Genomic DNA, 22154 nt, shown 5'->3' on the forward strand with positions numbered 1-22154 from the left:
AAACTTCATCGTGCTTGCCTTCATTGCGAGGCGCTTGGCGATGGGCGTGGGCCTCGTGCTCCTCGTGCTCACGCTCATCTTCTCAGCGCTGCATTTCGTTCCGGGAGACCCGGCCGTGCTTCTCCTCAGCGTCGGCGACGGAGGAGCCCCGACGCCCGAGGCTGTCGACCGAGTGCGTGAACAGCTGGGCCTGAACCAGCCGATATTCGTGCAATACCTGCAGTTTCTCGGCGGTGTGTTCACGGGCGACCTCGGCGACTCGTTCAGAACCTCGCAGCCCGTGCTCGAAGCCATCGGCGCGAGGCTGCCTCGGACCCTTCTCCTCGTCGGGTTCGCGACGCTCCTGTCGATCGTCTTCGGCGTCGCGCTGGGCGCGATCGCGGCGCGGCGCGGCGGCTGGATCGACACCGCGGTCACCGCGCTCAGCTCGATCGGTGTGGCCCTGCCGGTGTTCGTGTTCGGCGCCGTGCTGATCCTGCTGTTCTCGATCACGTTCAACTGGTTCCCGGCTGGCGGGTATGTCGACATCGGAGAGGATCCCCTGGGCGCCATCTGGTCGCTCGCCCTCCCGGCGACTTCTCTCGCGGTCGGATTCTCGGCGCAGATCGCCCGAATGACGCGGTCTGCCGTGCTCGAGGTGCAGGGGCAGGACTGGGTGCGCACCGCGAAGTCGATCGGCTTGGCACCCTTCACGGTGTTCAGCAGGCACGTGCTGCGGAACTCGTTGACCCCGGTCGTCACCGTCATCGGCATCGGTTTCGGCACACTGCTCGGCTCCACGGTTCTCGTGGAGCGCGTCTTCAACTATCCGGGGATGTCGAGCCTGCTCGTCGACGGCGTCACGAACCGCGACTATCCGGTCGTCCAGGGCATCGTCATCGTGATCGCGCTGATGTTCATCCTGATCAACATCGTCGTCGATGTCATCTACGGCATTCTCGATCCGCGAGTGAGGCGATCATGAAACTCCATCCCCGTGTGCGCCAGGCGATCACGCCGCTCCGCGCCGTCATGGCCGGTTACCTCATCGTGATGCTCGTGGTCATGGTGCTGGCGCCCCTCATCGCACCGTACGATCCGATCTCCCAGAACGTGGCGCTGCGTCTGCTGCCGCCCTTCTCGGAAGGGCACTTGCTCGGCACCGACGAACTCGGTCGCGACATTTTGTCGCGCATCATGTACGGCGCGCAGATCGAGCTGTTCATCGCACTCGGAGCCACCCTCCTCGCGACCGCTCTGGGAACACTGCTCGGACTGCTCGGCGCCTACTTCAACGGCGTCACCGAGTTCATCACCATGCGTCTCGTCGTCGACGTCGTGCTCGCATTCCCGCCGATCATTCTGGCACTGCTCGCGGTCACGCTGTACGGTCCCGGTTCCGTGACGCTCATCATCGCCATGGGGGTGCTGTTCGCACCGATATTCGCCAGGATCACGTATGGACAGGTGCTGTCAGTGAAGCGCGAGGAGTACGTCGACTCGGCGAAGACGTTCGGCGCCCCTACGCCCGTGATTCTCTTTCGCACCGTCCTTCCGAATGTGTCGGCTCCGATCATCGTGCAGTTCTCGCTGACCATGGCTGCGGCGATTCTGCTGGAATCGGGCCTCAGCTATCTCGGTCTCGGCGTGGTCCCACCGACCCCGTCCTGGGGATCGATGGTGGCACAGGGGCAGCGGTACCTCACAACGGATCCGCACGCGCTGCTCGTTCCCGGTGCCGTCGTCGTCCTCACCATCCTCGCGTTCGGCATCCTTGGCGACGCGCTCCGCGACCTTCTCGACCCGAAAGCGAAGCAGCGATCATGAGCACAGCACTTCTGACAATCGATCGACTCTCCGTCGAGTTTCAGACGCCGGACGGATGGCGCGAGGTGACGCACGAGGTATCCTTCTCCCTCGAGAAGGGCAAGACGCTCGCGCTGGTCGGCGAATCCGGCTCCGGCAAGTCGGTGACGTCGATGTCGATCCTCGACCTCCTTCCACCGAACACGCGGCGCAGCGGAACGATTTCGTTCGACGGCGTGGACGTGACGCGCTTCTCCGATCGTGAACTGAGGAAGCTCCGTGGTTCGCGCATCGCGACGATCTTCCAAGAGCCGATGACGGCGATGAACCCGGTGTACACGATCGGACAGCAGTTGATCGCGGCGTTGCGCAGCCATCGGGACATCAGTGCTCAGGAAGCACGGAAGCGAGCGATCGCACTTCTGCGCGACGTGCACATGCCTGAACCGGAAACGAAGGTCGACGATTACCCCCACCAGCTCTCCGGAGGCCAGCGTCAGCGCGCGATGATTGCCATGGCGATCTCGAGCGAACCGGAGCTGCTGATCGCCGACGAGCCGACGACCGCCCTCGACGTCACGGTGCAGGCCGAGATCCTCGATCTCATCGCCGAGCTTCAGGAGCGACTCGGCATGGGAGTCCTCATCATCACGCACGATATGGGCGTGGTGGCGGACGTCGCCGATGACGTCGTCGTCATGAAAGACGGAGCGGTGGTCGAGGCGGCGCCTTCGCGGGAGCTATTCGCTCACCCGCGTGAGGAATACACGAGACAACTGCTCGCATCGGTGCCCCATCTCGGCCGCGCGAAGGACTTCCTCGAGTCGTCCAATGCCAAACTGCGCATCGATGGCGTGACCGCGCTCACCGTGTTGCCAGAGGTCGTGCTGGAGCTCGATCAGGCGGTCATTCGCTACCCGGGCCGGTGGCGTCGGCCGGGCTTCCAGGCGATCAACGGGATCGATCTGCAGGTCGCCAAGGGTGAGATCGTCGGGCTCGTTGGAGAATCCGGTTCGGGCAAGTCGACCATTGGAAAGGCGGCCATCGGGCTCTTGCCGGTCTCCGAGGGGGTGCTCGAAGTCGAAGGGGAGCGCATCGCGGGTCGCGGCCGCGTGGCGATGCGTCAGCTCCGCGAGCATGTGACGATGGTCTTCCAGGATCCGGCTTCGTCGCTCAATCCTCGTCGCACCATCGGCCAGGCGATCAGCGACCCGCTGCAGTGGCAGGGGCTGGAGCGCGACGGTCGAAAGCGACGGGCGCGGGCGCAGGAACTGCTCGAACAGGTGCAGCTCAACCCCGACTGGGTGGACCGCTTTCCGCACGAACTCTCGGGCGGACAGCGGCAACGCATCGGCATCGCTCGAGCAATCGCGACGAAGCCGATCCTGATGATCGCGGACGAGCCGACATCGGCACTCGATGTATCGGTGCAGGCGCAGGTGCTGGATCTCTTTCTCGGCCTGCAGCGCGAACTCGGATTCTCATGCTTGTTCATCAGCCATGACCTGTCTGTCGTCGAGACGCTCTCCAACCGTGTCGTGGTGCTGCGTCACGGCGACGTCGTCGAACAGGGCGCTACTGAGCAGGTGTTGCACCACCCGCAGGACGACTACACGAAGCGACTCATCGCCGCGGCGCCCGTTCCCGATCCCGAGGTGCAGCGGGAGCGCCGCGAGCTGCGCCTCGCTGCGAAACGGGCCTGACGATGGAAACCCGTCGCCTGGAAGCGTTCGTCGCGCTCGTCGATGCTGGCGGCTTCCGGCAAGCCGCGGATGAACTCTTCATCACGCAACCCGCACTCTCCCAACAGATCGCTCGTCTGGAGAAGGACGTGGGTGTGCAGCTCATCGACCGCACGACGCGCCCGATCACCACGACGGAGGCTGGCCGTGAGTTCTACTTCCGCTGTCGGAACGTGCTCGATTCGATGCGTGAGATCTCGCAGCTCCTGGAGGATGCGAGGGAAGCCCACTTCGGCCGGGTGCGCATCGGCGTCGTGCCCGCGATGCTCTTCGCATCGCCCGCTCGGGCGATCCGTTCGTTCCAGTCGCATTTCCCGGAGGCGGAGGTGCTCGTGCGCAGTCTCGCCACGAGCACGCTCATCGAGGAACTGGAGCAGGGGAGCGTCGACGTCGCGGTGCTCCTCACACGTCCCGACCTCAAAGACGTCTCGGCTGTGGACCTGTTCAGCGAGGACTACATGGTCTGCCTGCCGAGCGGCCATCCTTTGGAGGCCTATGACGAGGTGAGCTTCGGGCAGCTCCGCGGCGAGCGGTTGATCCAAGGTCCTCGCGCGGCGAACCCGATGGGCTTCGATTCGGTCGTGGCGGCGTGCATGAACGCCGGCTTCTCGCCGCGGAGCGTCAACGCGTACGGGTCCTATCTCGATCACGCGGGGCTCGTGTCGGCGGGAATGGGGGTGTCGTTCGCGCCGGAGTCGTTCGAGGCGATTCAGCCGAATGGCGTCGTCTACCGCAAGCTCGTCAAGCCGCGGGCGAGCATGACCGCGTCAGTCTCCTGGTACCCGCGCCGCCTGGATTCCGTGGGTCGCGCCTTCGTCGAGCACTGCATCGCCGAGTGCACGTCGGGGGGCTGACACTCCCGCGGCCGCGTGGACGACTCCGCCATCCCAGCACGCAGGAGCTGGCAGAGACGAGCGATCCCAAAAACCCTCAAATCCGTACTTCATCAGGAAAGGAACACCATGAAACTCTCCATATGTCAGATCGTCTCGAGTGACGATGTCGGAGCGAATCTCGCTGAGATCGGTCGCGTCACCGAGGCGGCGGCGGCCGAAGGGGCTGACGTCGCCGTCTTCCCGGAATTCGCGATGATCGGCGTGGCAGCGCTCACTCCCGAGGTCCTCGCGCAGGCGCAGCCGCTCGACGGCCCGTTCGTCTCCGGCCTCGCACAGGTCGCGGAGCGAACCGGCGTGGCAATCATCGCGGGCGTACTCGAGGAGATTCCCGGGGAGACTCGTGCGTACAACTCTCTCGTCGTCGTGACGCCGGATGCAGGACTGACTGCGGTGTATCACAAGGCGCATCTGTACGATGCGTTCGGATTCAAAGAGTCAGATCACATCTGCCCCGGCGCGCTCGACGGAGCCGTGACGTTCGATGTTCATGGGGTCCGGGTGGGACTCCTGACCTGTTACGACCTCCGCTTTCCCGAAGCCGCACGTCAGCACGCCGATGCGGGTGTTGACGTGATCGTCTACCCGGCTGCCTGGGTGCCCGGCCCGCGAAAAGAGGATCACTGGCAGACGCTCGCCCGAGCACGGGCCATCGAGAACACGTTGTACGTGGCGGCGATATCGCAAGGGCCGCCGCTCGGCGTCGGAGGCAGCTTGATCGTCGACCCGATGGGTCTCGTGCTCGGCGAGATCGGCGAGCGCAATGGTGTCGCGACCGCTGCAATCCACCCGGACCGAATCGCGGAGGTGCGGCAGACCAATCCCTCGCTCGCGAACCGCCGATTCACGATCTCGACGTAGTCGGCGCTCGACTCCGCTCTCTCACCACTTCAGAAAGGAACACACACATGTCCGCACTCAAACAGGGCGCTTGGCTCTCCGACTCCAGCGTCGCGACAGGGGAGATCGTCGCAAATCTCGGTTACGACTTCGTGGTGCTCGATATCGAGCACGGCGCGTTCGATCTCTCGATCCTGGAGCGGTTCGTACCCGTGTTGAAAGGACTCGGGCTCGAGGTGCTCTCGAAAGTGCTCGTGCCCGAGCGCGGAGCGATCCAGCAGGCGCTCGACTTCGGCTCCGATGGCGTGATCATTCCTCACATCGAGGGCCTCGAGCATGCGAAGCGGGTCACCGACTTCGCCAAGTTCCCACCCCTCGGCACGCGGAGTCTCGCGGGTGGTCGCACCATGAATTACAGCGGGTACGACGATTCCTGGGTCTCCGCTCAGGACCGGGAGATCAAGGTGTTCCCCATGGTAGAGGACCCCGGTGCGCTCCGAGACATCGACGAGATCGCAGCCCTCCCGACCGTCGACGGAGTGTTCATCGGGCCGGGAGACCTCTCGCTCATGCGAGGTCGCGGGGTGTACCGCCAGACGGAGGCCGACTTCGAAGACTTTCGGAAGGTGATCGCCGCGGTTCGCGCGCAGGAGAAGCCCTGGGTGCTCCCCGCTTGGACGCAGATCGAGAAGGAGTTCGCAGTGGCAGAGGAAGCCGATTACGTGCTGCTGACCATGCAGCATGCGGCCATCGCCGAAGGATACGGAAACGCACGGTCACTCATGGACGATCTCATTGCGAAGTCCGCGAGCTGAGCGAACGGTGCCCCGGCGGAGCGCTTCGCTCGTCCGGGGTACCGCGGTGCTCAACGTGGCAGGGGAGATCGGTGTGGGCCGATCCTCCTCGGAGGGCGCTCGATGATCCGTCGATACTCTCCGGATACGGTGGCTGCTCCCGTGGGTGCGTACTCGCATCTCGCCGCGGTGTCGGGGCCAGTCGAGTGGGTGTTCATCTCGGGACAGGTGGGGGCGGGCCGCGACGGCGTGGTGCCTACCGATATCGGGGAGCAGACGCGCAACACGCTGCGCAACATCGAAGTGCTGATCGCCGCCGCGGGCGGCACCCCGGCGTCGATCGTGCGACTGATGACGTTCCTCGTCGGGCCCGAGAACATGCCGGCGTACGCGTCGGCGCGCAACGCGGTGCTCAAACGGTGGTTTCCGGAGGGTGACGTACCCGGGCACTCGCTCGCAATTGTCGCAGCTTTGGCTCAGCCGCATCTGCTCGTGGAGATCGAAGGCTGGATCGCGGTGCCCTTCGCCCGAGACGGCCCGTGAGGCCGAGGGTTCCGTGCGACCGCGAGCGTTCGATCACCGAAGCTTCGCTTGAGCTCGATCGGAACCCTCGGTGTCGGGCTAGTGCCCGCCGCCGGTGTAGGGGCCGGTCGCCGCGAGCCGCTCGAGGTGCGCGGGGAGGGCGAAGCGCGGATCCCACCCCGTCACCGCGTCGAGGTCGTCGCCCGCGGCGAGCTGCGCCGCCCATTCGCCGAGCTGCGGTGAGAACTTGAAGCCGTGGCCCGAGAGTCCGGTCACCGTGACCACCCGGCCGCTCGCGCTGCGGTCGACGACGGGCAAGCGGTCAGGGGTGTACGCGCAGTGGTGCACGCTCTGCCGCACCGGCTCAGGGTTGATGCCGGGGAAGAGTTCGGAGGCGCGCTGGCCGATCTTGATGAGCTCGGCGCGCGTGTGCGACACGGGCACGTCGTCGACGTCGCGGAACACCGGCCACTCCGGGTTCGTGCACGCTTTGAAGGAGTAGCCGTCGAAGCTCGGCGCCCCGAAGAAGTGGATCGGCCCGGCATCGCGCAAGAAGGCGGGGAACCGCTCTGGCACGAACTGCTCGGGGTGCCGCGGCATGAACCAGGTGAGGCCGAGCACCTGCAGGCGCAGCAGATCGTTCAGCTCCGGGGAGAGGCGCGTCGACCAGGATCCCGAGGCGACGACCACCGTGCGCGCGAGCCAGGCGCCCTGCGTCGTGCGCACCACGACGCCGCTGCCGCGCTCTTCGAGCTCGAGCACCGGGGTGTTGAAGTGCAGTTCGGCGCCGTTCGCCTCGGCGAGGTCGAGCGCCGACATCACGGCGACCTCCGGGCGCAGGCCGCCGCCGTGCTCGTCGAGGAGTGCGACGTCTCCGTCGGCGATGCGGTGCTGCGGGTACTGGGCGCGCAGGTCTTCCGTGCTGAGGAGGCGGTGCGGAATGTCGAATTGCCGTACGGTGCCGATCGCCGTCTCGAGATCGGGGAAGCCCTCGGGGGCGATGCTCAGGCAGCCCACCTCGGCGTAGATGTCGCGGCCCGATTCCCGCTCCAGCTCGCGCCAGAGCTCGCGCGAGCGTTGGATCATGCCGACGTAGGTGCCGCCCTCGTGCACGGCGGTGCGGAAGACGCGGGATTCGCCTGCGTAGGAGCCGTGCGGGTGCACGGGCCCGTACTGCTCGATGCCGACGACCGTGAGGCCTTCGCGCTTGCTGAGCTGCCAGAGGGCCATCGAGCCGACAGTGCCGGCGCCGATGACGATCACGTCTGCGTGCTGAAGTTCCATGAGTCCTCTATCTCCTGTGGTGTCGTGGCTCGTGCGGTGTCGCGGGTCGCCTAAGCGAGTGCCGGAGTGTCCCAGAGGTTCAGCTTCGTGCCGATTCCGTCGCGCACGGCATTGCGGTAGACCTGCGTCGCCCAGGCGACGTCTTCGACGGGCATGCCGCCCACCGAGTAGATGAAGATCTCGTCGTCGTCGGTGCGGCCGGGGGTGATTCCGCGGATGATCTCGCCAACGTCTTCGAACTGCTCTGGCGCCATCCGGCCGTCGCGCACGCGGTCGACGAGATGGATGCCCCAGATGCCGACCGTCTCATGGGCGGGTTCCGGCAGTTCCTCGGCCCACGCCTGGTAGATCTTCCGAGCGTCGGCGACGTGGCGCGAGCGCTGTACGAGCGACTCCTCGACGGCGAGATGCGCCGAGCAGCAGACGAAGGCGCCGGGCTTCACCCATTCGTCGCGAACGAGGGGGTAGTGCTCCGAACCCGACTGACTGGGCACTGCGATGCTCACGATGTCGGATCCGCGCACGGCGGCTTCGAAGCTGTCGACCTGCTCGATGGCGAGCTGCGGAAACTTCTCGGTGGCCCAGGCGATGAAGGTGTCGATGCCGCCCTGGCTCCGGCCGAAGACGCGCACCGTGTCGATGCCGGGTCGCACGGCGAGAAACGACTCGAGCGAGGTCCGGTTCATCGGGCCGGGCCCCACGATGCCGACCACCCGGGCGTCGTCGCGGGCGAGGTAGCGTGCTCCGACGCCGGGAATCGCGCCCGTGCGGTACGCGCTCAGCAGGTTCGCCGACATGATCGCGAGCGGCGCGCCCGTGTCCTTGTCGCTGAGCGTGAACATCAGGATCGAGCGCGGCAGACCGCGCTCCTTGTTCGCCACATTCGACCCGTACCACTTGCATCCGGCCGCCTGGTAGTCGCCGCCCAGGTAGGCGGGCATCGCCATGAAGCGGCGATCCGGCCCGTCCACTGGCATCCCGGGGAAGGTCTCGTGCTCCGGGAAGAAGATCTGCGCGCCGTGCGAGTTGTTCTCGGTGCCGGCCATCCGGTAGTCGCCCGCCGCGAAGAGGCCGAGCATGTCCGACATCGTGTCGACGCAGGCGGGCATGTCGGTGACCCCGGCGCGGATCATGTCGGATTCGCTGAGGTACAGGAAGTCGATGCGGGTGTCGTTCGAGGTGTCACTGGTGGTCTGGGGCTGCGGCACGTCGGTGTGTCCCTTCGATCGTTCCCGGCTGCGGTGCTCGGGATGGTCTGCGCGTGCAGACTCGGGTCGGGTGGGACCACCCTAGAACTATCCATATGGATAGTCAAGTGCGAAGCGCACCTCGGAGGCCCCGGATCGCGCGCGCCGGTTCAGTCCGCGCTCTGGGCCTGGGCCACGAGGGCCCGGAGCCGCGCGAGCGCCGGCTCCACGCCCTCCGGCAGCACCAACTGCTTGAACACGATGCCATCGAGGGTGAACCAGATGAGCTCGGTCAGCTCAGCGTCGCGCACGCCGAGGCGGGCCAACTGACGTGAGATCGCCTCCCGGTACGCGAGATAGTGGCGCTCCGCGAGCGGCCGCAGTTCAGGTCGACGTCGGGACTCGAGCAGGAGCTCGTACTGGAACGCCTGCATCCCGCTCTCGCGATCGGCCAGCGACTCGATGCCAGCGGCGAACGTCGCTGGCGTCAACGCGTCTCCGACCATGTTCGAGCCTCTGAGGCTCTCGTCGATGGCGTACTCCATCGCCTCGGCGACGAGCTGATCCCGCGTTCCGAAGTGGTGGCGCACCAGCCCGTGAGAGACGCCGGCCTCGGCGGCGACCGCGCGATACGTCAGCGCCCGGAGTCCGCCGGCGGAGACGACGATCACGGTGGCGCGCAGCAATGCCTCGCGGCCGGAGAGGTCTTTCATGCTGTCGAGCGTACTCGTCGCACCGCCATGTCCGATTCCGGCGTGCGCGGCGGGCTCCAGCCAGCGAAGATAGTCACGTGACCCCGCCGCCCCCAGCCCTCCCGCTCGATTTCGACGCCTGCTATCGTGCGGCTTCCGGACGCGACGGGCGGTGGGACGGGCGGTTCTACCTCGGGGTGACGAGCACGGGAATCTACTGCAGGCCGTCATGCCCGGCCAGAAAACCGCTGCCGGGGAACTGCCGTTTCTTCCCGAGCGCGGCTGCATGCGTCGCCGCGGGATTCCGGGCGTGCAAGCGGTGCAGGCCGGAGGCCGTGCCGGGCACGCGGGAGTGGGACGTGCGCGGTGACCTGGTCGGCCGAGCCGTGCGCCGCATCCGCGATGGCGCCGTCGACGCGGCGGGTGTCGCAGGGCTGGCGAGGGAGCTCGCGGTGAGTGAGCGGCACTTGCGCCGCATCCTCATCGAAGAAGTCGGCGCCGGGCCGCTGCAGCTCGCGCTCACGCGCCGCGCGCACGCGGCACGGGCGCTCATCGACGAGACCGATCTCCCGCTCGCGGATATCGCGTTCGCTGCGGGGTTCGGCAGTCTCCGGCAGTTCGGCGAGGTGATGCGCGAGCAATTCGGCGTGGCGCCGTCGAAGCTGGCTCGGCGTCACGGCGAGGCCGCCTCCGGACCGAGCTCCGACGAGCGACCCATGCTCGCACTGCGGATGCGCACCCGCGCACCCTACGACGCGGCCGCCCTGCGAGCGTCGCTCGTCGCTCACGCCATTCCGGGACGAGACGTCATCGGACTCGACGGCTCGACCGAGCACGCACTCGACGTCGGCGGAGGCACCGCCGTCGCGCGTGTGCACTGGGGCGAAGTGCCGGAGGCAGCGGGGGAGCCGGCCGAGCACGGAGCGACGATCGCGATCCCGGTGGCCCTCGAGCTGCCGTCTCTCTCCGACGCGATGCGCGCCATCGAGATCGTGCGGCAGATGCTCGACCTCGACGCCGATCCCCTGCAGATCTCCGAAGCGCTCGGCGCAGATCCTCGGCTCGCGCCCCTGGTAGCCGCACGCCCCGGCCTGCGCATGCCGGCGGCGCGGTCGGCCCATGAGACGGCGCTCGGCACGGTGCTCGGCCAGCAGGTGTCGCTCGCCGCCGCTCGCACCCTGCAGGGGCGTCTCGCGGCGCGCTTCGCACGGCCCCTCACCGGGGTCGCCGCAGCCGCCGGATTCCACGGTGGGCTCGACGTCGCTGCGATCGCCCGAGAATCGGCCGACGAGCTGCGCGAGGCGCTCGGCCTCACGCGCAGTCGCGCCGAGACGCTGCGTTCGCTCGCCGTCGCCCTCGCCGGCGGGCTCGATGTCAGTGCGAGCGCCGACCGCGAACATGCGCGGCGCGAACTCGCCGCGCTGCGCGGGGTCGGACCGTGGACCGTCGAGATGATCGCGATGCGGGCGCTGGCCGATCCCGACGCCTATCCCGCCGGAGATCTGATCCTGCGCCGAGCGCTGGGCGATCCTGCCCCGAGGGCGGCCGAACGGATCGCCGAACCCTGGCGCCCCTACCGCAGCTACGCGACCCAGCACCTCTGGGCCGACTTCCTCGCCTCGTCTGCACGAAAGGACCTCGTATGACCACCAGCCCACTCACGCGCACCGTCGTCGATATCGTCGGAGCGCCGTTCCACGCGATCTGGTCGCCCGAGGACGGGGCCATTCGCGCCGCCGGTTTCGCCACCGAGCTCGATCCTGAGGCGGAGTCGCTCACGGCGCGTCTCCGCAGCATCGACGCGGGCGCCGCCGAGCGCGGGATCACCGACGCCGCTGCGGCCCCTGGCCCGGTTGCCGACCCGATCGCCGACGCGCTGCGCGCCTACGCCGACGGCGACGTGACCGCCATCGATGGACTGGTGGTGCGTCAGCCGGAGACGCCGTTCCGCGGCGACGTGTGGCGCGCGCTCCGCGAGGTGCCGGCTGGCCGAGCCGTGACCTACACCGAATTGGCCGGGCTCGCCGGTCGCCCGTCTGCGGTGCGAGCGGCGGCGTCGGGCTGCGCCAACAATCTCGTCGCTCTGGTCGTGCCCTGCCACCGCATCGTGCGCAGCGACGGAGGTCTGGGCGGCTACCTCTTCGGCGTGGATATCAAGACGCGCCTGCTGCAGCACGAAGGTGCGCTCCAGCGTGAGCTGTTCTCCGATTGAGGTCGCCGGAGTCGGGCGGGAGGCTCAGGCCGGCGAGTAGCGATTGCGCAGCTCTGCTGCACGGCGAATGTCGCCCTCGAGCGCGGCGGTCTGCTCGGGAGCGAGCGTTCCGTCCTTCTTCGCATTGTCGAGGCGCTCGAGCCCGGCCTGCACTTCGTTGTCCAGGCCATCGAGCACGATCTGCTGAATGCTCTTCGGGAGGCGCTGAAAACTTGTCGTATCCATACTGACAAGTTACAAGGTGTCGGGCGCATCCGTCACATTGCGGTAGAAAATCTGTGCGTGTTGCGCGCGAATCGGCGAGCCGTTCACTCCACCGAGACGTCGATCAGCGCTGTTCTCTGCTCGGTCGGATCGTCGGGCACAGCGCCGCGGAACTGGTACTCGAACTGGACCTTCGTCATTCCGGTGCCGGTCGCGGTGAACCGGTACGCGAGTTCGCTCGGTCCGCCCACGCTGCCCTCCTCGCCGGCGTACTCGCTCACCTTCTCCCCGTGCGTCAATACGGAGGGGTCGGGTTCACTGATCATCACCCAGTCCGAGCCGACCGACGCGTTGACCTCGCCGAAGTCGATGACGAGTTCCGTCCCGTCCTCGATCGTGACCGATGACTCCTCGTATCCGACGGTGACGCTCGCCGGAGCAGCGCACCCCGAGAGCACGACTGCTGAAAGTGCCGCAGCTGCGAACGCAAGGGCGGGCAGCGCGCGAGATCTCATGCGCTCACGATATCGGCTGGGGCGTCGCACTGTCTTCCGCTCTCCCGGGCGTTCCCCGTCTGGCGAGCACCGCGGTCCAGATGAGGCCGGAGACGAGGAGCAGCGCACCGGCGACATTCCAGGCGACATCGTAGGGCAGCAGTTCGACCCCGTAGCGGATCTGGTGGAGCCGAAGAATCTTGTGGTCGACGATCCCGTCCCAGAGCTGGAACAACCCGAGCCCCACCAGAAACCCCGCCCAGGCGGCGGCGGCCCAGAACGTGCGACGCCGACGCGCATCGAGCATGAGGAAGAACCCGAAGACGAAGCCGAAGAGCTCGGCCGCGTGCAACAGCCCGTCGGAGAGGATGGCGATGTCCGGGCTGGCGTTGTCGTAGAAGTGATGCCAGGCGAGGATCTGGTGGAAGACGATCTCATCGATCGCCGCCATCATGGCCACGCCGAGCAGGAAGCCGGCCCAGTAGGAGCGGAAACGCAGCGGAGACCCTCCCATCCGACTGCTCGTGCCCATCATGATGCTCCCTTCGTGCGTCGGCTCCCGCCCCGCGCGCCTGTCGCTGTGCGCCGGACGACTGACATGGTGGTGGTCGTGGCCTCCAGACGTCGGCCCGTGGCGCGATACCACTCCGCGCAGAGCAGCACGATCAGCACGAAGTCGACCGCGTCGCCGCCGGTGAACATGAGCCGAGCTCCGGTATGCGCATCCGCTACGGGGACGCCGGGTGGGGGATGCGCGTAGAGCAGCTTCGCCAGAATGCCGTGCGCAGCGAGCGAACTCACCAGGACGACGCTGCGCATCACGAAGCCGGAGCGGTGGGGCGACGGATCGATCCCGACCAACGCATACGTGTAGAGATATCCGGCAGCCAGAACGTGGAGCATCACGAGCAGGTGCACCAGCACGTCCCGCTGCATCAGCTCGTACAGCGGTGTGCGGTACAGCACCCACAACCCGCCCACGTTCAGTGCGGCGGCGACGACCGGATGCGTCAGCACGCGCGCGAGCGGGCTGCGGAGCAACCAGCTCAGACGCCGAGCCGGATCGACGCTCAGGGTCCGCAGCGCCAACGTCATGGGCGCGGAGAGCACCAGCAGGAGGGGTGCGGCCATGCCGACCAGCAGATGGGCCGCCATGTGCGCGACGAATGACTCGTGCGCGGCTGCGGCGAGCGGACCGATGAAGCCGGCTGCTGCGGCGAGCACGCCGGCGACCCAGAACACCGCGCGGAACCACGGCCATGATCGTCCGCGCTGCCGACCGATCGCGGTCGCGGCGAGGTAGACGGCGATGGCGACCAGCACCGGGAGCAGAGCGATGAGGTCGGAGCCGACACCGCTCGACGGGGAACCGTGCGTGTGTGCGGGGATCACGGTGCTCCGCCTGCGGTTGTGCAGGTGATGGGGTCACCCGCTCGCGCCAGTGCGCTCGCCCAGCGGGGTCGGTGCAGGGGGCGTGAACTCATGCCCAGAGGCTACGTGCGAGTGGGTGTACTGAGAGGAGGGTTGACTTCCTCAGCTGCCGAACGTGCGCGTGAGTCGCACGACGAGCAACCCGATCGCCATCAGCAGGCCCACGTAGCTGAGGACCAGACCGATGATCGCGGTCCATACGAGGGGCCCTGAGCGGAGGATCGCCTGATGTCCGACGGCGACGCCACCGCAACTCAACCCGAGAAGGATCACGTACGTGGTCACATCGCCCGCCTGCACGAACAGGTACAGGATGCAGAGGAGACCGAGCGCGAGCGCGATCAGATGCCGCACGCGGTGATCCTGCTGCGAACCGGTCATGCATTCGAGCCTACAATTCGCTCGGAACGCGCGTGACGCGCGTTTTCTGCCGAGCCTGAGGGTTCCAACTGAGCGCGAGGCGTCACACTCGTTCCGAACCCGCGCTCTCAGCGCGAACCCTCCCGTTCGGCGCTACTGACCTGACGCGCCGCTCACGCGAGCCCTTCTGGTACGTCGGTCTTCGAGGGCGGCGCTGACGACTCCCGCGCTGGAGAGGATGATGCCACGGCGGCGTTCTCCGGCTCTTTCCGGGCGGCGCTCGTGAATCGCTGCAACTCCGGCGTCAGTTCTTGCGGTCTCGCATCCGGCGGACGAGCACGACGATGCCGAGGAGTGCGAGGCCGAGCCCGAGGATCATGCGGCAACGGTAACAGGCGAACGCGAGAAGCTGATCGCCGAAGCTCGCTGACACTGCAGCGTCGTTCGCGAACGTCGTCAACTCGCGTTCGTCAGCTCAGCGGAGATGCGGAGTTCCGACGACGCTCGGCCTGCTCCTCGGAGTGCTTGCGGAGGGCGGAGAGCGTGGCACCGCGGACGATCACCCAGAGCAGGCCGAGCCAGACGAGGCTTCCGATGATCGAGGCGACGACAGTGAGGACCATGATCGTGTCGATACTGGGAAGGAAGGGGTTCGGCTGCGGCTGCATGCGGCCAGCCTGCCCAGCCGCCAGCCGCCAGCCGATGCTTCTCACTTCTCCAGATGGCAGGTGCCGCCCGACGACGTCGGACGGCACACCGCCTACTTGCCCATCTTCAGCGTGTTCGCTGCGGCCTGGTTCTTGTCGCGCTTCGCCTGCTTCTTCTCTTTCGCAGTCGAAGCGGCAGGCTTCTTGGCGGCCTTCTGGCCTTTGTCTTTGGACATGATGATGCCTCTTTTCCGGGTGCGACCACCCTGACCCGACCATAGCCCACCCGCGTGTGCGCGTTGCAAAAAGTGCAATTTGAAGTGTCGCGACGCGAAGAAGCGGCCGGGGGTCACCCCACTCGGAGACATCATCTGCCTCAACTACGAGCTCGCCGCGGCCGCCGGACATCGATAAAGCCCTCGACCGCGCTCACGCCGCGAACATGGCCAAAGTTCGCGCCGATGGCAAAGTTCGACGCCGTGATGGTGGGAGGTCATCAAGCCCGACGGCGGATTCCACCGGATCTGATAGACCTCGTGAGTGAGAACCAACCCTCAGGTAGTGAAGAAACGGAATGCGTTGCCTTCGACGGGCTCGGTTGAATCTCGGCCTCCTCGCGCTGGCTCATTCACCGCTCTACTCATCTTTCTCGCCTTCAACTGACAGTTCAGTTCGGGAGGGCAATGGAACTCCAAGTTCTGGGTCATTGTTGAGAGGGGTATCAAGTGACGCCCCGTCATTGAGTCTTTCCTGGGCGGCAGCGCACCTACCTCGAACTCGAGGTCGAAAATGTTGGACCCTCGCTCCGGTTCGCCACGGCACAGGTCGCTCGCGGACGCGAACGAGGGCAGACAGAACAATCATGAGCAAGGCGGATCGCTTCATGATCGAGCGCCCCGATTGGCTTCTCAACGGCCAGGCCGTTGCGACGAAACAATGGGCGGCGGCATGGTCGAACGGCATGGAAGTCGACCAGGCCGAACACTCATCCAGCCGGCGTTCACCATCCGCGGGAACGCCGGCGGCATGGAGCTAGGCGGGCTCGTCTTCTGCGAACAGTCGGGCACCTCACTTCGGCTCACCCACCTCGAGGCGGCCGCGCTGCAGTCGTTCCCGCCGGACATGGTCTGGCCCGGTAACCAGGGCGAGAAATTAACCGCGATCGGGAACGCGGTCCCGCCACTCACGGTTGCCGCGATCCTCGGCGCACTGCTCGCCCCGCGCGGTGAGCGCGACGCGTCGGACAACGTCTTCGCGGCGGTGGCCGACTGGCCGCCGACCCACCCTCACCGAGACCGACATCAACACTCTCGCCCGGCTCGGTGTCCCCCGAACATCACTCGACCTCCCGAAGGAGAAAACCATCATGACGAACCAGAAGACCGATCGGTCGTCGCTACTTTCTGTTGCGCAATGCCCGGATGAGCGCCACGATGCCGAGGAGCGCGAGGCCGAGCCCGTCGATCATGCAGCAACGGTGACAGGCGATGAGAACCGAGAGGGTGTCCGACAGCTCACGTCGACGTCTTCAACGTCGTTGTCTTTGCCAAACGTGGCTGGACGTGATGAAAACGATCGCCCCGAATGCGGATTGGGAAATCACGCCGAAAAGGGACAGCCCGCCAACGGTGAAGAAAACGCTCCAGTTCACGGTGACGTCCGCGGCCATCACCAGGACGGCTATCGGAACCACGGCCCGCGATCGCAAGATGAGGAGGACCACAACCAGAGGATCGAGCACAGTGAGCGAGATCCAAAACCAACTCACGGGCATCGGAAATCCGGCGTAAACGTTGAGCCCACCAGTAACCAGATCGATTGTGTGCGTGATCGTTCCCACTGTGAAGCCGACAACCCAGACAGCGACGATCAATCGGGTCACGTTACTGATCTTCACGCCGCAAGTGTATGTGTTGTGAGGGTCATGCCGTCGAAGTTGCGAGTACCGGTGGATTCACGGCAGCACCGTTAAGGCCATAGCCCTGATGTAGCAACGGTCTCCCCAGGGCATATTCTGTTCGCGATGCTGTAATTGACGAAGGTGAGTGATCGAATGGAAGTTCGCTACATAGAGCGTGATGAGTTCATTGGCGACTACTACGAGAGGCCGACGTACCGCGTCACGTTCACCGGCGGGATCGATCTGCCTGGGCCCGATCGCAATGTTGAAGCAGAACACGAGGTCACCGGTATTGCGAATGTTCGAGAGCTTCTCACCTGGATCGATGAGGAACGGCGCGGCAGGCAGGTGCAAGCGTGGGTGAAGGCTTGGGATATCGATGACGAAACTGGAAAAGCTACGGCGTGTCTCTACCAAGTCGTTTAACTACGGGCCGATAACACCTTGGGGGGGCAAGGCCTCCCCGGCCTCGCCCCCCTTCTCGCTCATCAACCTAGTTCTTGACCCAGACCATCCCGCTTGCTTTAGCCCCGATGGGAGCAATGCGAGACTCACCGACGATGCGAGCTGAAACGCTCATGCGGTACCAGTATCCGCCCTTGTAGTGCGCGGTCGATTTAGGTGGTGGCACCATCAACGTTCCTGTCTTGCCCGGCTTGATCACCAGCGTCCCTGCATTGGAATCGACGATCCGAAGGTTCTTCTTGTTGTAGGACGTAGAGCGGGCCAGATATCCCTGCACATATACCTTTAGTGTTTTACCCGCGTTCGGGCATGACACTTGGGCCTTTCCGACAACACTGACACGCCCCTTCTTCAACTCCGCTTGAGAAGGGTGCGGATTGTTTACCTTCACAGTGCAGCGGTACACCTTCTGCCCGCCATCAGCGTACAGCGGCGGCAGATCCAACTGCGGAGTTGTCGGCTCCGGTGTGAGCAGTCCGTCAAGAGCGCCTTATTCCATCGCGGGATCGTAAGGCTCGACCCACTCCGTGTCGAACTCGGTGTCGTCTTCATCATCCGAGCCACCGTCCGCGTCCGCAGGTGTTTCGGAGGTGACATTTAAGGAGTCATCTTGCACGACGAACTGATCGGGATCAACTAGCGGTGTTGCCGTCGCAATCGATGGCGTTAGAAGTGCGGCCGCCACGATGGCGCTACACACGAAGAAGTGACATGGCATTCTCAAAATTGGCTCCATTTCTTATTAATGGTTTCAACCTAGCAATCTGGTGACTAATGCAAAGCAGCCCTAAATGGCCTTTAATATGCTCTCCCTCTGCCGGAAAACACGAAAAACCCCCTCCCGGCCCGGAGGCTAGGAGGGGGCGTGAGTAAATCAGGAGTTCGCGTAGCGGGGTGTGTAGTGGGGGCGCGCGTCCGAGCCGAGCATCAGCTTCTCGACGTTCGGCCAGCAGTCACCGAGCCACTGTGCAATTCGATGCCTCCGTTCAAAGCGCGGCTCCACCCCCTGACCTACCGAAGCTCGTCGAGCGACCGGTCCTTCCCCTGAACGCGCGTCTCCCAAAACTCATACGTCACGGTGGTTCCGCTCAGTTCCTCTTTCACCAAATCACAGAGCTCAAGACCTTCCGCATACGCCTCTCGGCACTCCCGCAGCGATGGCCAGCCCGACTCGTAATCGTAATCATCGTTGAAGCGTGCGGCCCACGCCCGAAGCCGTGAGTCGAGAGAAGGGCTGAACAGCTCCTTCAAGTTGTCGATGAGTTCCCCGTCTTCGTCATAAGCCGTCAGAGGAAGGGTGAAGCCGTACTCGTTGGCCAGCGTCACTCGCGTTGGTTTCATCATTCTTTGCAGCTCGCTCCAGGGAAGGAAGTGATGACAATCTTGTTGTTCGCCGAGATCACCACGCTCATGGGCCAAGTGCGCTGATCCTGAAGACCCTTGGCTGTGTAATGCGTCCGGGTGACCGTCGACTGATAGCAGTACTTATTGCTGCCCTGATCGACGGTGCTGAGCGGCTTTGCAAGGGCTTGGCGGGAAGCCTTCATCATGAACATATCCCACTCTGATGCAGGGTACGCACTATGCCACTGCCCCTTCTTGACCCACTGAGACTTGTGACGGAATTCGATGTGAAGGTAACCAGCACCGTTGGCAGTTCCACATCTCATATCAACCTTGTTTGGGCCACTCCCGAACTTCTTCACATCAAAATTGGCAACCGAGAAGGCCGCGTTCTTCGCCACGTAGCATGCTGCATGCGAGATCGGCGGGAGCGACCGCGTGCTAAGGTTCCCGTCCGGTTTGGAGCCATCGCTCTCTTGCGTCGTCGAAATGAGTTCGTCCCCGACGTAGGTCTCGACATACCCCGCCTCCTCACCGATAGAAGTGGCCGACGCCGAACTGGCGAACGACGAGACAAGTAAACCGGCCATCGCGAGACCGAATATTGAATTCACCACTGATCTAGCGGTGCTAGAGATACTTGTTTATTAACCAATTTTTCCGTCATGGTTAGACCAAAGGGATATAGTGAAATTGCTATCGATGATGCATAACGGCGGATATAAAGATGGAGTGTGGGTAGTCCAAGAGGACTCCACGCCGGACTTCAATGTCCTTGCTATCTGCGCATCTCAGGAGGAAGCACTGAAGTACGCTGACTCTGCTCAGCATGATTACACAGACGGCGTGATCTTCTCTTTCTATCCGTTCGGCTATCGGCACGGTGAACCGATGGTCTACCGGGACGGGGAGTCTTCTTAAGGGAGGAACCTTATGGAGATCATCACCCTCGTACTCTCAATTGCCGCACTTGCGTTCTCCCTCGTTGCGCTCGTCGCCGCAACACGGGGGCGTAAGTGACCGTTCACGCGAGCGAGCTCGCGAAGGCCGCTGACCGGCTCGCCAAGTCGTATTGGGTCGGATACCAGCCGGCAGGGACAGTTGTGCTCGGTTGCGGGGAAGGGATGGTCATGGAATCACCAGAGTTTCGAGCAGCGTCCACCGGGTAGTCGGACCATCGAGTTCACTCGGTGATTCTGCAATGAGGCGCCCTCCACGGTCGCAAGGATCCAATGGCGGATCCATTCTTGCTCCAATTCGGAGACACCCGATGGGCTCGACGATCGCAAAAGGTGCTGGAGAGTGGATTCAAAGTAGCCAATAGATAGCCGCTTTGCCTCAAGTAAAACGAAGAACGGGCCCAATCGTGGAGGAAAGGGCCCGTTCAGAGGGGATGACGGGAATCGAACCCGCGCTATCAGCTTGGGAAGCTGAAGTTCTACCATTGAACTACATCCCCGATACGGAATCACGAAGATTCCGACCCGTCTACCGTATCAGATAAGGCCCGTGAACCCATTTTGACTCCACTTTGGATTGCTCGCTCAAAGATGGTGATTGGTCTCTTCGAGGACGAGGCCCCTCTGATCTTTCATCTTGCGGTGCCGGAGGATACGACAGCACTGCCGCTCACTTGATCACTGGTAATGCCCCGTTCTCTCGAGCTGAGAGGCACGGGAGAACGGGGCATCCGTTGTCCCTGTCGGCTTGGGTTACGCCCGGGGTGAGACCGCGGTCAATCGCCAGTTGATCCCGCCACCTGGTGTCCTCGCGATCGTCCGCGAGTAACCGCCAGGGATTGAGCACGCGGAACGATCGTATGCGGTGTAGAACGCCGTCGGGCAGCCTGCGTTCGCGATCATGCCAACCCCTGACGGGTACGTCGACAAGCGCACGCGTGTCGACGTGTGAAAGGATTGGCAGTGCTGCCTCGCGTTTCCAACGACCACACATCATTGGCGCGGGGCAGCGTCATTCCTTGATCAAAGCGAAGCAGGTCCCCTCGCTGCATAGGCGTCCTCAGGACGCCTATGTCACGGCTTTCGACGCTGAAGTTCTGCCAATGAATTAGCTCAAGTCGGGATTATGACGCTTCCAACTCATTCACCGCAGCAGAAATACTCCGCACGGCTGCTACTGGCAGACGGCGGCCTTTGCAAGCGCTGCGGTCTGCTGGTCGAGAGTCCAGGTCAGTTCCGGCGCCACGCCCTGCGACTGAGAGAGCGACGCGAGCTGGAATGCAAGTGCCTTTACGAACCCAATGCCCGCCGACGAGTTGTTCAACGCCACTACGACGGAGAAGCCGCTCTCCGGGTCGGTGTACGCGGCGGTCAACGTCCCGGTGATCGATCCGCCCCGCCCAAACAGCGGGCCCTCCTTCTCAACACCGAAGCTCCACAAACGGCCGTCCATGGCGACTTCCGAAGTGGGTTCGCCGTTCTCGTCGCGCTCGGGGTTCTTCGTCGGGAAGGTCTCGGTGACGATTCCGGCACTCTCCCCGCCGAAGGTGCCGCCGAGGTACCCGTCGTAGAAGTTCTTGAGGTCGGTGACGGTCGTGACCGTCGCGCCCGCCCCCGCGAGCATCGAGGGGGATACCTCTGATACTTCAACGGGTGCGGCGTCGCAGACGGCCTTGCCGCCGCTCGAGGGGTAGGTGAGGCCCTGCAGCGCGTCACCGGAGATCGTGGTGCTATTGGGGGCGGGGAAGTACGTCGATCCCATGTTCACGTCGGAGAAGACGTGGTCTCGGAGCAGATCGGGCAGTTCTTGTCCTGTCTTCACTTTCAGGGCGCGTGCAAGCAGCACCATATTTGAATCGGACTGGTGGAAGTCGAGCCCCGGCCACGATTCGGGTGACCGTGAGAGGCCTTCGGCGAGCAGCTCCTGCTCGGCCCACGGCCGCGTCGGGTTGTTCGCGAAGATGTCGGCGAAGCCGCTCTTGTAGTCGGCGATGCCGGACCGCATCTCGCAGAGCTGCCGGTACGTGACGTCTTCGATGCCGGACTGGCGGGTCAGGTCCTCCGACACCTTCCCGTCCAGATCGATCGTTCCCTCATCGACGAGGTCGAGCATGAGTGCGCACATGACCGGCTGGGTCGCCTGTGCTCCGCGGATGCTGGCGGAGCCGTCGACCCCGCTGTCGCCGTACCCGCGCAGATACTCGCTTCCATCGCTGCCCCAGACGCCGACGACGGCTTCGGTCGAACCGCTCTGCTGCATGGCCGACGCGATGGCGTCATCGATGCCGCTCGCGAGTGCCGGGTCGACGGTGTTGACGTCGGCGGAACTGGTCACCGAATCGCCGTCGGTGCATGCCGTGAGACCGAGTGCGGCGACAACGATGGCCCCGACGGCCAGC

At 64.7% G+C, this 22154-nt stretch carries 29 protein-coding genes, 1 tRNA gene and 1 pseudogene; 13 read left to right on the plus strand and 18 right to left on the minus strand.

Annotation, left to right across the window (positions count from 1 at the left end):
- Positions 1-10: 10 nt before the first annotated feature.
- From JSQ98_RS15435 to JSQ98_RS12200, 7 genes are all read left to right on the plus strand, one after another.
- Complete coding sequence (locus tag JSQ98_RS15435; RefSeq protein ID WP_211649915.1) at positions 11-964, plus strand: ABC transporter permease; 954 nt, start codon at positions 11-13, stop codon at positions 962-964.
- On the plus strand, positions 961-1806 hold the full coding sequence (locus JSQ98_RS12175) for an ABC transporter permease (protein WP_211649917.1): 846 nt from the start codon (positions 961-963) through the stop codon (positions 1804-1806). The genes JSQ98_RS15435 and JSQ98_RS12175 overlap by 4 nt, the downstream gene beginning before the upstream one ends.
- Positions 1803-3488 carry an ABC transporter ATP-binding protein gene (locus tag JSQ98_RS12180; RefSeq protein ID WP_211649919.1) on the plus strand — a complete coding sequence of 562 codons (1686 nt, stop codon included), beginning with the start codon at positions 1803-1805 and terminating at the stop codon, positions 3486-3488. The genes JSQ98_RS12175 and JSQ98_RS12180 overlap by 4 nt, the downstream gene beginning before the upstream one ends.
- 2 nt (positions 3489-3490) lie before the next feature.
- Positions 3491-4381 (plus strand): LysR family transcriptional regulator, encoded by an 891-nt coding sequence (locus JSQ98_RS12185; protein WP_211649921.1) that lies wholly within the window; start codon positions 3491-3493, stop codon positions 4379-4381.
- Positions 4382-4489: 108 nt separating this feature from the next.
- A complete protein-coding gene (locus JSQ98_RS12190; protein WP_211649922.1) occupies positions 4490-5281 on the plus strand; it encodes a carbon-nitrogen hydrolase family protein in 792 nt (263 codons plus the stop codon).
- Positions 5282-5328: 47 nt separating this feature from the next.
- Positions 5329-6075, plus strand: coding sequence for an HpcH/HpaI aldolase family protein (locus JSQ98_RS12195; RefSeq protein WP_211649923.1), 747 nt, complete (start codon positions 5329-5331; stop codon positions 6073-6075).
- A gap of 129 nt (positions 6076-6204) precedes the next feature.
- The gene (locus JSQ98_RS12200; RefSeq protein WP_211649924.1) at positions 6205-6597 is read left to right on the plus strand and encodes a RidA family protein; all 393 of its coding nucleotides are present in this window, start codon (positions 6205-6207) and stop codon (positions 6595-6597) included.
- 78 nt (positions 6598-6675) lie between these two features.
- Here JSQ98_RS12200 and solA read toward each other — a convergent pair whose 3' ends face one another.
- The 3 genes from solA to JSQ98_RS12215 all read right to left on the minus strand — a co-directional run bounded on the left by solA (position 6676) and on the right by JSQ98_RS12215 (position 9760).
- Positions 6676-7860, minus strand: a complete 1185-nt coding sequence (solA, locus tag JSQ98_RS12205) for an N-methyl-L-tryptophan oxidase (protein ID WP_211649925.1) — start codon at positions 7858-7860, stop codon at positions 6676-6678.
- Between the two features lie 50 nt (positions 7861-7910).
- A complete protein-coding gene (locus JSQ98_RS12210) occupies positions 7911-9068 on the minus strand; it encodes an ornithine cyclodeaminase family protein (RefSeq protein ID WP_211649926.1) in 1158 nt (385 codons plus the stop codon).
- A 149-nt stretch (positions 9069-9217) separates the two neighbouring features.
- Positions 9218-9760: a TetR/AcrR family transcriptional regulator gene (locus tag JSQ98_RS12215; protein WP_200330350.1), complete on the minus strand. Its 543-nt coding sequence runs from the start codon at positions 9758-9760 to the stop codon at positions 9218-9220.
- Here JSQ98_RS12215 and JSQ98_RS15535 point away from each other — a divergent pair.
- The 3 genes and pseudogenes from JSQ98_RS15535 to JSQ98_RS12225 all read left to right on the plus strand — a co-directional run.
- A pseudogene (locus JSQ98_RS15535) lies at positions 9733-10059 on the plus strand (Ada metal-binding domain-containing protein); the annotation flags it as partial. The gene JSQ98_RS12215 and the pseudogene JSQ98_RS15535 sit on opposite strands and share 28 nt — an antisense overlap.
- A 39-nt stretch (positions 10060-10098) precedes the next feature.
- Positions 10099-11385: a DNA-3-methyladenine glycosylase 2 gene (locus JSQ98_RS12220; RefSeq protein WP_346728788.1), complete on the plus strand. Its 1287-nt coding sequence runs from the start codon at positions 10099-10101 to the stop codon at positions 11383-11385.
- Positions 11382-11951 (plus strand): methylated-DNA--[protein]-cysteine S-methyltransferase, encoded by a 570-nt coding sequence (locus JSQ98_RS12225; RefSeq protein WP_211649929.1) that lies wholly within the window; start codon positions 11382-11384, stop codon positions 11949-11951. The genes JSQ98_RS12220 and JSQ98_RS12225 overlap by 4 nt, the downstream gene beginning before the upstream one ends.
- A gap of 24 nt (positions 11952-11975) precedes the next feature.
- Here the strand turns inward: JSQ98_RS12225 and JSQ98_RS12230 are convergent, their stop codons facing one another.
- The 8 genes from JSQ98_RS12230 to JSQ98_RS15300 form a co-directional block, all read right to left on the minus strand.
- Positions 11976-12176, minus strand: a complete 201-nt coding sequence (locus JSQ98_RS12230) for a hypothetical protein (RefSeq protein WP_090146358.1) — start codon at positions 12174-12176, stop codon at positions 11976-11978.
- A gap of 83 nt (positions 12177-12259) precedes the next feature.
- Complete coding sequence (locus JSQ98_RS12235) at positions 12260-12670, minus strand: protease inhibitor I42 family protein (RefSeq protein ID WP_211649931.1); 411 nt, start codon at positions 12668-12670, stop codon at positions 12260-12262.
- Between the two features lie 4 nt (positions 12671-12674).
- A complete protein-coding gene (locus tag JSQ98_RS12240; RefSeq protein ID WP_249290827.1) occupies positions 12675-13184 on the minus strand; it encodes a DUF2243 domain-containing protein in 510 nt (169 codons plus the stop codon).
- The gene (locus JSQ98_RS12245; protein WP_211649933.1) at positions 13181-14041 is read right to left on the minus strand and encodes a cytochrome c oxidase assembly protein; all 861 of its coding nucleotides are present in this window, start codon (positions 14039-14041) and stop codon (positions 13181-13183) included. The genes JSQ98_RS12240 and JSQ98_RS12245 overlap by 4 nt, the downstream gene beginning before the upstream one ends.
- 141 nt (positions 14042-14182) lie before the next feature.
- Positions 14183-14461, minus strand: coding sequence for a hypothetical protein (locus JSQ98_RS12250; RefSeq protein ID WP_211649934.1), 279 nt, complete (start codon positions 14459-14461; stop codon positions 14183-14185).
- A 283-nt stretch (positions 14462-14744) separates the two neighbouring features.
- Positions 14745-14900: a hypothetical protein gene (locus tag JSQ98_RS12255; protein WP_211649936.1), complete on the minus strand. Its 156-nt coding sequence runs from the start codon at positions 14898-14900 to the stop codon at positions 14745-14747.
- 10 nt (positions 14901-14910) lie between these two features.
- Complete coding sequence (locus tag JSQ98_RS12260) at positions 14911-15108, minus strand: hypothetical protein (protein WP_211649938.1); 198 nt, start codon at positions 15106-15108, stop codon at positions 14911-14913.
- 92 nt (positions 15109-15200) lie between these two features.
- Positions 15201-15323 (minus strand): hypothetical protein, encoded by a 123-nt coding sequence (locus JSQ98_RS15300; protein WP_255536989.1) that lies wholly within the window; start codon positions 15321-15323, stop codon positions 15201-15203.
- A 626-nt stretch (positions 15324-15949) separates the two neighbouring features.
- Here JSQ98_RS15300 and JSQ98_RS15130 point away from each other — a divergent pair.
- On the plus strand, positions 15950-16123 hold the full coding sequence (locus JSQ98_RS15130; protein WP_249290828.1) for a hypothetical protein: 174 nt from the start codon (positions 15950-15952) through the stop codon (positions 16121-16123).
- Entirely contained in the window at positions 16114-16512 is a 399-nt protein-coding gene (locus JSQ98_RS15540; protein WP_430413606.1) for a DNA cytosine methyltransferase, read from the plus strand. Before JSQ98_RS15130 ends, JSQ98_RS15540 begins: the two co-directional genes overlap by 10 nt.
- A 103-nt stretch (positions 16513-16615) precedes the next feature.
- Here JSQ98_RS15540 and JSQ98_RS12270 read toward each other — a convergent pair whose 3' ends face one another.
- Positions 16616-16984: a hypothetical protein gene (locus JSQ98_RS12270; protein ID WP_211649940.1), complete on the minus strand. Its 369-nt coding sequence runs from the start codon at positions 16982-16984 to the stop codon at positions 16616-16618.
- Positions 16985-17140: 156 nt separating this feature from the next.
- Here JSQ98_RS12270 and JSQ98_RS12275 point away from each other — a divergent pair, with 156 nt between their 5' ends.
- On the plus strand, positions 17141-17413 hold the full coding sequence (locus JSQ98_RS12275) for a hypothetical protein (protein WP_211649941.1): 273 nt from the start codon (positions 17141-17143) through the stop codon (positions 17411-17413).
- Between the two features lie 67 nt (positions 17414-17480).
- Here JSQ98_RS12275 and JSQ98_RS12280 read toward each other — a convergent pair whose 3' ends face one another.
- The 6 genes from JSQ98_RS12280 to JSQ98_RS12305 form a co-directional block, all read right to left on the minus strand.
- The gene (locus tag JSQ98_RS12280; RefSeq protein WP_211649942.1) at positions 17481-17897 is read right to left on the minus strand and encodes a hypothetical protein; all 417 of its coding nucleotides are present in this window, start codon (positions 17895-17897) and stop codon (positions 17481-17483) included.
- A gap of 45 nt (positions 17898-17942) precedes the next feature.
- Positions 17943-18137 carry a hypothetical protein gene (locus tag JSQ98_RS12285; RefSeq protein ID WP_211649943.1) on the minus strand — a complete coding sequence of 65 codons (195 nt, stop codon included), beginning with the start codon at positions 18135-18137 and terminating at the stop codon, positions 17943-17945.
- Between the two features lie 326 nt (positions 18138-18463).
- On the minus strand, positions 18464-18778 hold the full coding sequence (locus JSQ98_RS12290) for a hypothetical protein (protein WP_211649944.1): 315 nt from the start codon (positions 18776-18778) through the stop codon (positions 18464-18466).
- A gap of 14 nt (positions 18779-18792) precedes the next feature.
- Positions 18793-19413, minus strand: coding sequence for a hypothetical protein (locus JSQ98_RS12295; protein ID WP_211649946.1), 621 nt, complete (start codon positions 19411-19413; stop codon positions 18793-18795).
- A 771-nt stretch (positions 19414-20184) separates the two neighbouring features.
- Positions 20185-20255, minus strand: a tRNA-Gly gene (locus tag JSQ98_RS12300).
- A 674-nt stretch (positions 20256-20929) separates the two neighbouring features.
- Positions 20930-22090: a serine hydrolase domain-containing protein gene (locus tag JSQ98_RS12305; protein WP_346728789.1), complete on the minus strand. Its 1161-nt coding sequence runs from the start codon at positions 22088-22090 to the stop codon at positions 20930-20932.
- Between the last annotated feature and the right edge of the window lie 64 nt (positions 22091-22154).

The organism is Leucobacter manosquensis (assembly GCF_018304845.1).
Taxonomy (GTDB): Bacteria; Actinomycetota; Actinomycetes; order Actinomycetales; family Microbacteriaceae; genus Leucobacter; species Leucobacter alluvii.

Bases quoted from the DNA above. Each gene is read 5' to 3' on its own strand.
- JSQ98_RS12235 (WP_211649931.1), bottom strand. From the start codon at position 12,670: ATGAGATCTCGCGCGCTGCCCGCCCTTGCGTTCGCAGCTGCGGCACTT.
- JSQ98_RS12185 (WP_211649921.1), top strand. From the start codon at position 3,491: ATGGAAACCCGTCGCCTGGAAGCGTTCGTCGCGCTCGTCGATGCTGGC.
- JSQ98_RS12250 (WP_211649934.1), bottom strand. From the start codon at position 14,461: ATGACCGGTTCGCAGCAGGATCACCGCGTGCGGCATCTGATCGCGCTC.
- JSQ98_RS12240 (WP_249290827.1), bottom strand. From the start codon at position 13,184: ATGATGGGCACGAGCAGTCGGATGGGAGGGTCTCCGCTGCGTTTCCGC.
- JSQ98_RS12260 (WP_211649938.1), bottom strand. From the start codon at position 15,108: ATGCAGCCGCAGCCGAACCCCTTCCTTCCCAGTATCGACACGATCATG.
- JSQ98_RS12180 (WP_211649919.1), top strand. From the start codon at position 1,803: ATGAGCACAGCACTTCTGACAATCGATCGACTCTCCGTCGAGTTTCAG.
- JSQ98_RS12230 (WP_090146358.1), bottom strand. From the start codon at position 12,176: ATGGATACGACAAGTTTTCAGCGCCTCCCGAAGAGCATTCAGCAGATC.
- JSQ98_RS12225 (WP_211649929.1), top strand. From the start codon at position 11,382: ATGACCACCAGCCCACTCACGCGCACCGTCGTCGATATCGTCGGAGCG.
- JSQ98_RS12195 (WP_211649923.1), top strand. From the start codon at position 5,329: ATGTCCGCACTCAAACAGGGCGCTTGGCTCTCCGACTCCAGCGTCGCG.
- JSQ98_RS12175 (WP_211649917.1), top strand. From the start codon at position 961: ATGAAACTCCATCCCCGTGTGCGCCAGGCGATCACGCCGCTCCGCGCC.
- JSQ98_RS15540 (WP_430413606.1), top strand. From the start codon at position 16,114: ATGGAGCTAGGCGGGCTCGTCTTCTGCGAACAGTCGGGCACCTCACTT.
- JSQ98_RS15130 (WP_249290828.1), top strand. From the start codon at position 15,950: ATGAGCAAGGCGGATCGCTTCATGATCGAGCGCCCCGATTGGCTTCTC.
- JSQ98_RS12190 (WP_211649922.1), top strand. From the start codon at position 4,490: ATGAAACTCTCCATATGTCAGATCGTCTCGAGTGACGATGTCGGAGCG.
- JSQ98_RS12275 (WP_211649941.1), top strand. From the start codon at position 17,141: ATGGAAGTTCGCTACATAGAGCGTGATGAGTTCATTGGCGACTACTAC.
- JSQ98_RS15300 (WP_255536989.1), bottom strand. From the start codon at position 15,323: ATGTCCAAAGACAAAGGCCAGAAGGCCGCCAAGAAGCCTGCCGCTTCG.
- JSQ98_RS12215 (WP_200330350.1), bottom strand. From the start codon at position 9,760: ATGAAAGACCTCTCCGGCCGCGAGGCATTGCTGCGCGCCACCGTGATC.
- solA (WP_211649925.1), bottom strand. From the start codon at position 7,860: ATGGAACTTCAGCACGCAGACGTGATCGTCATCGGCGCCGGCACTGTC.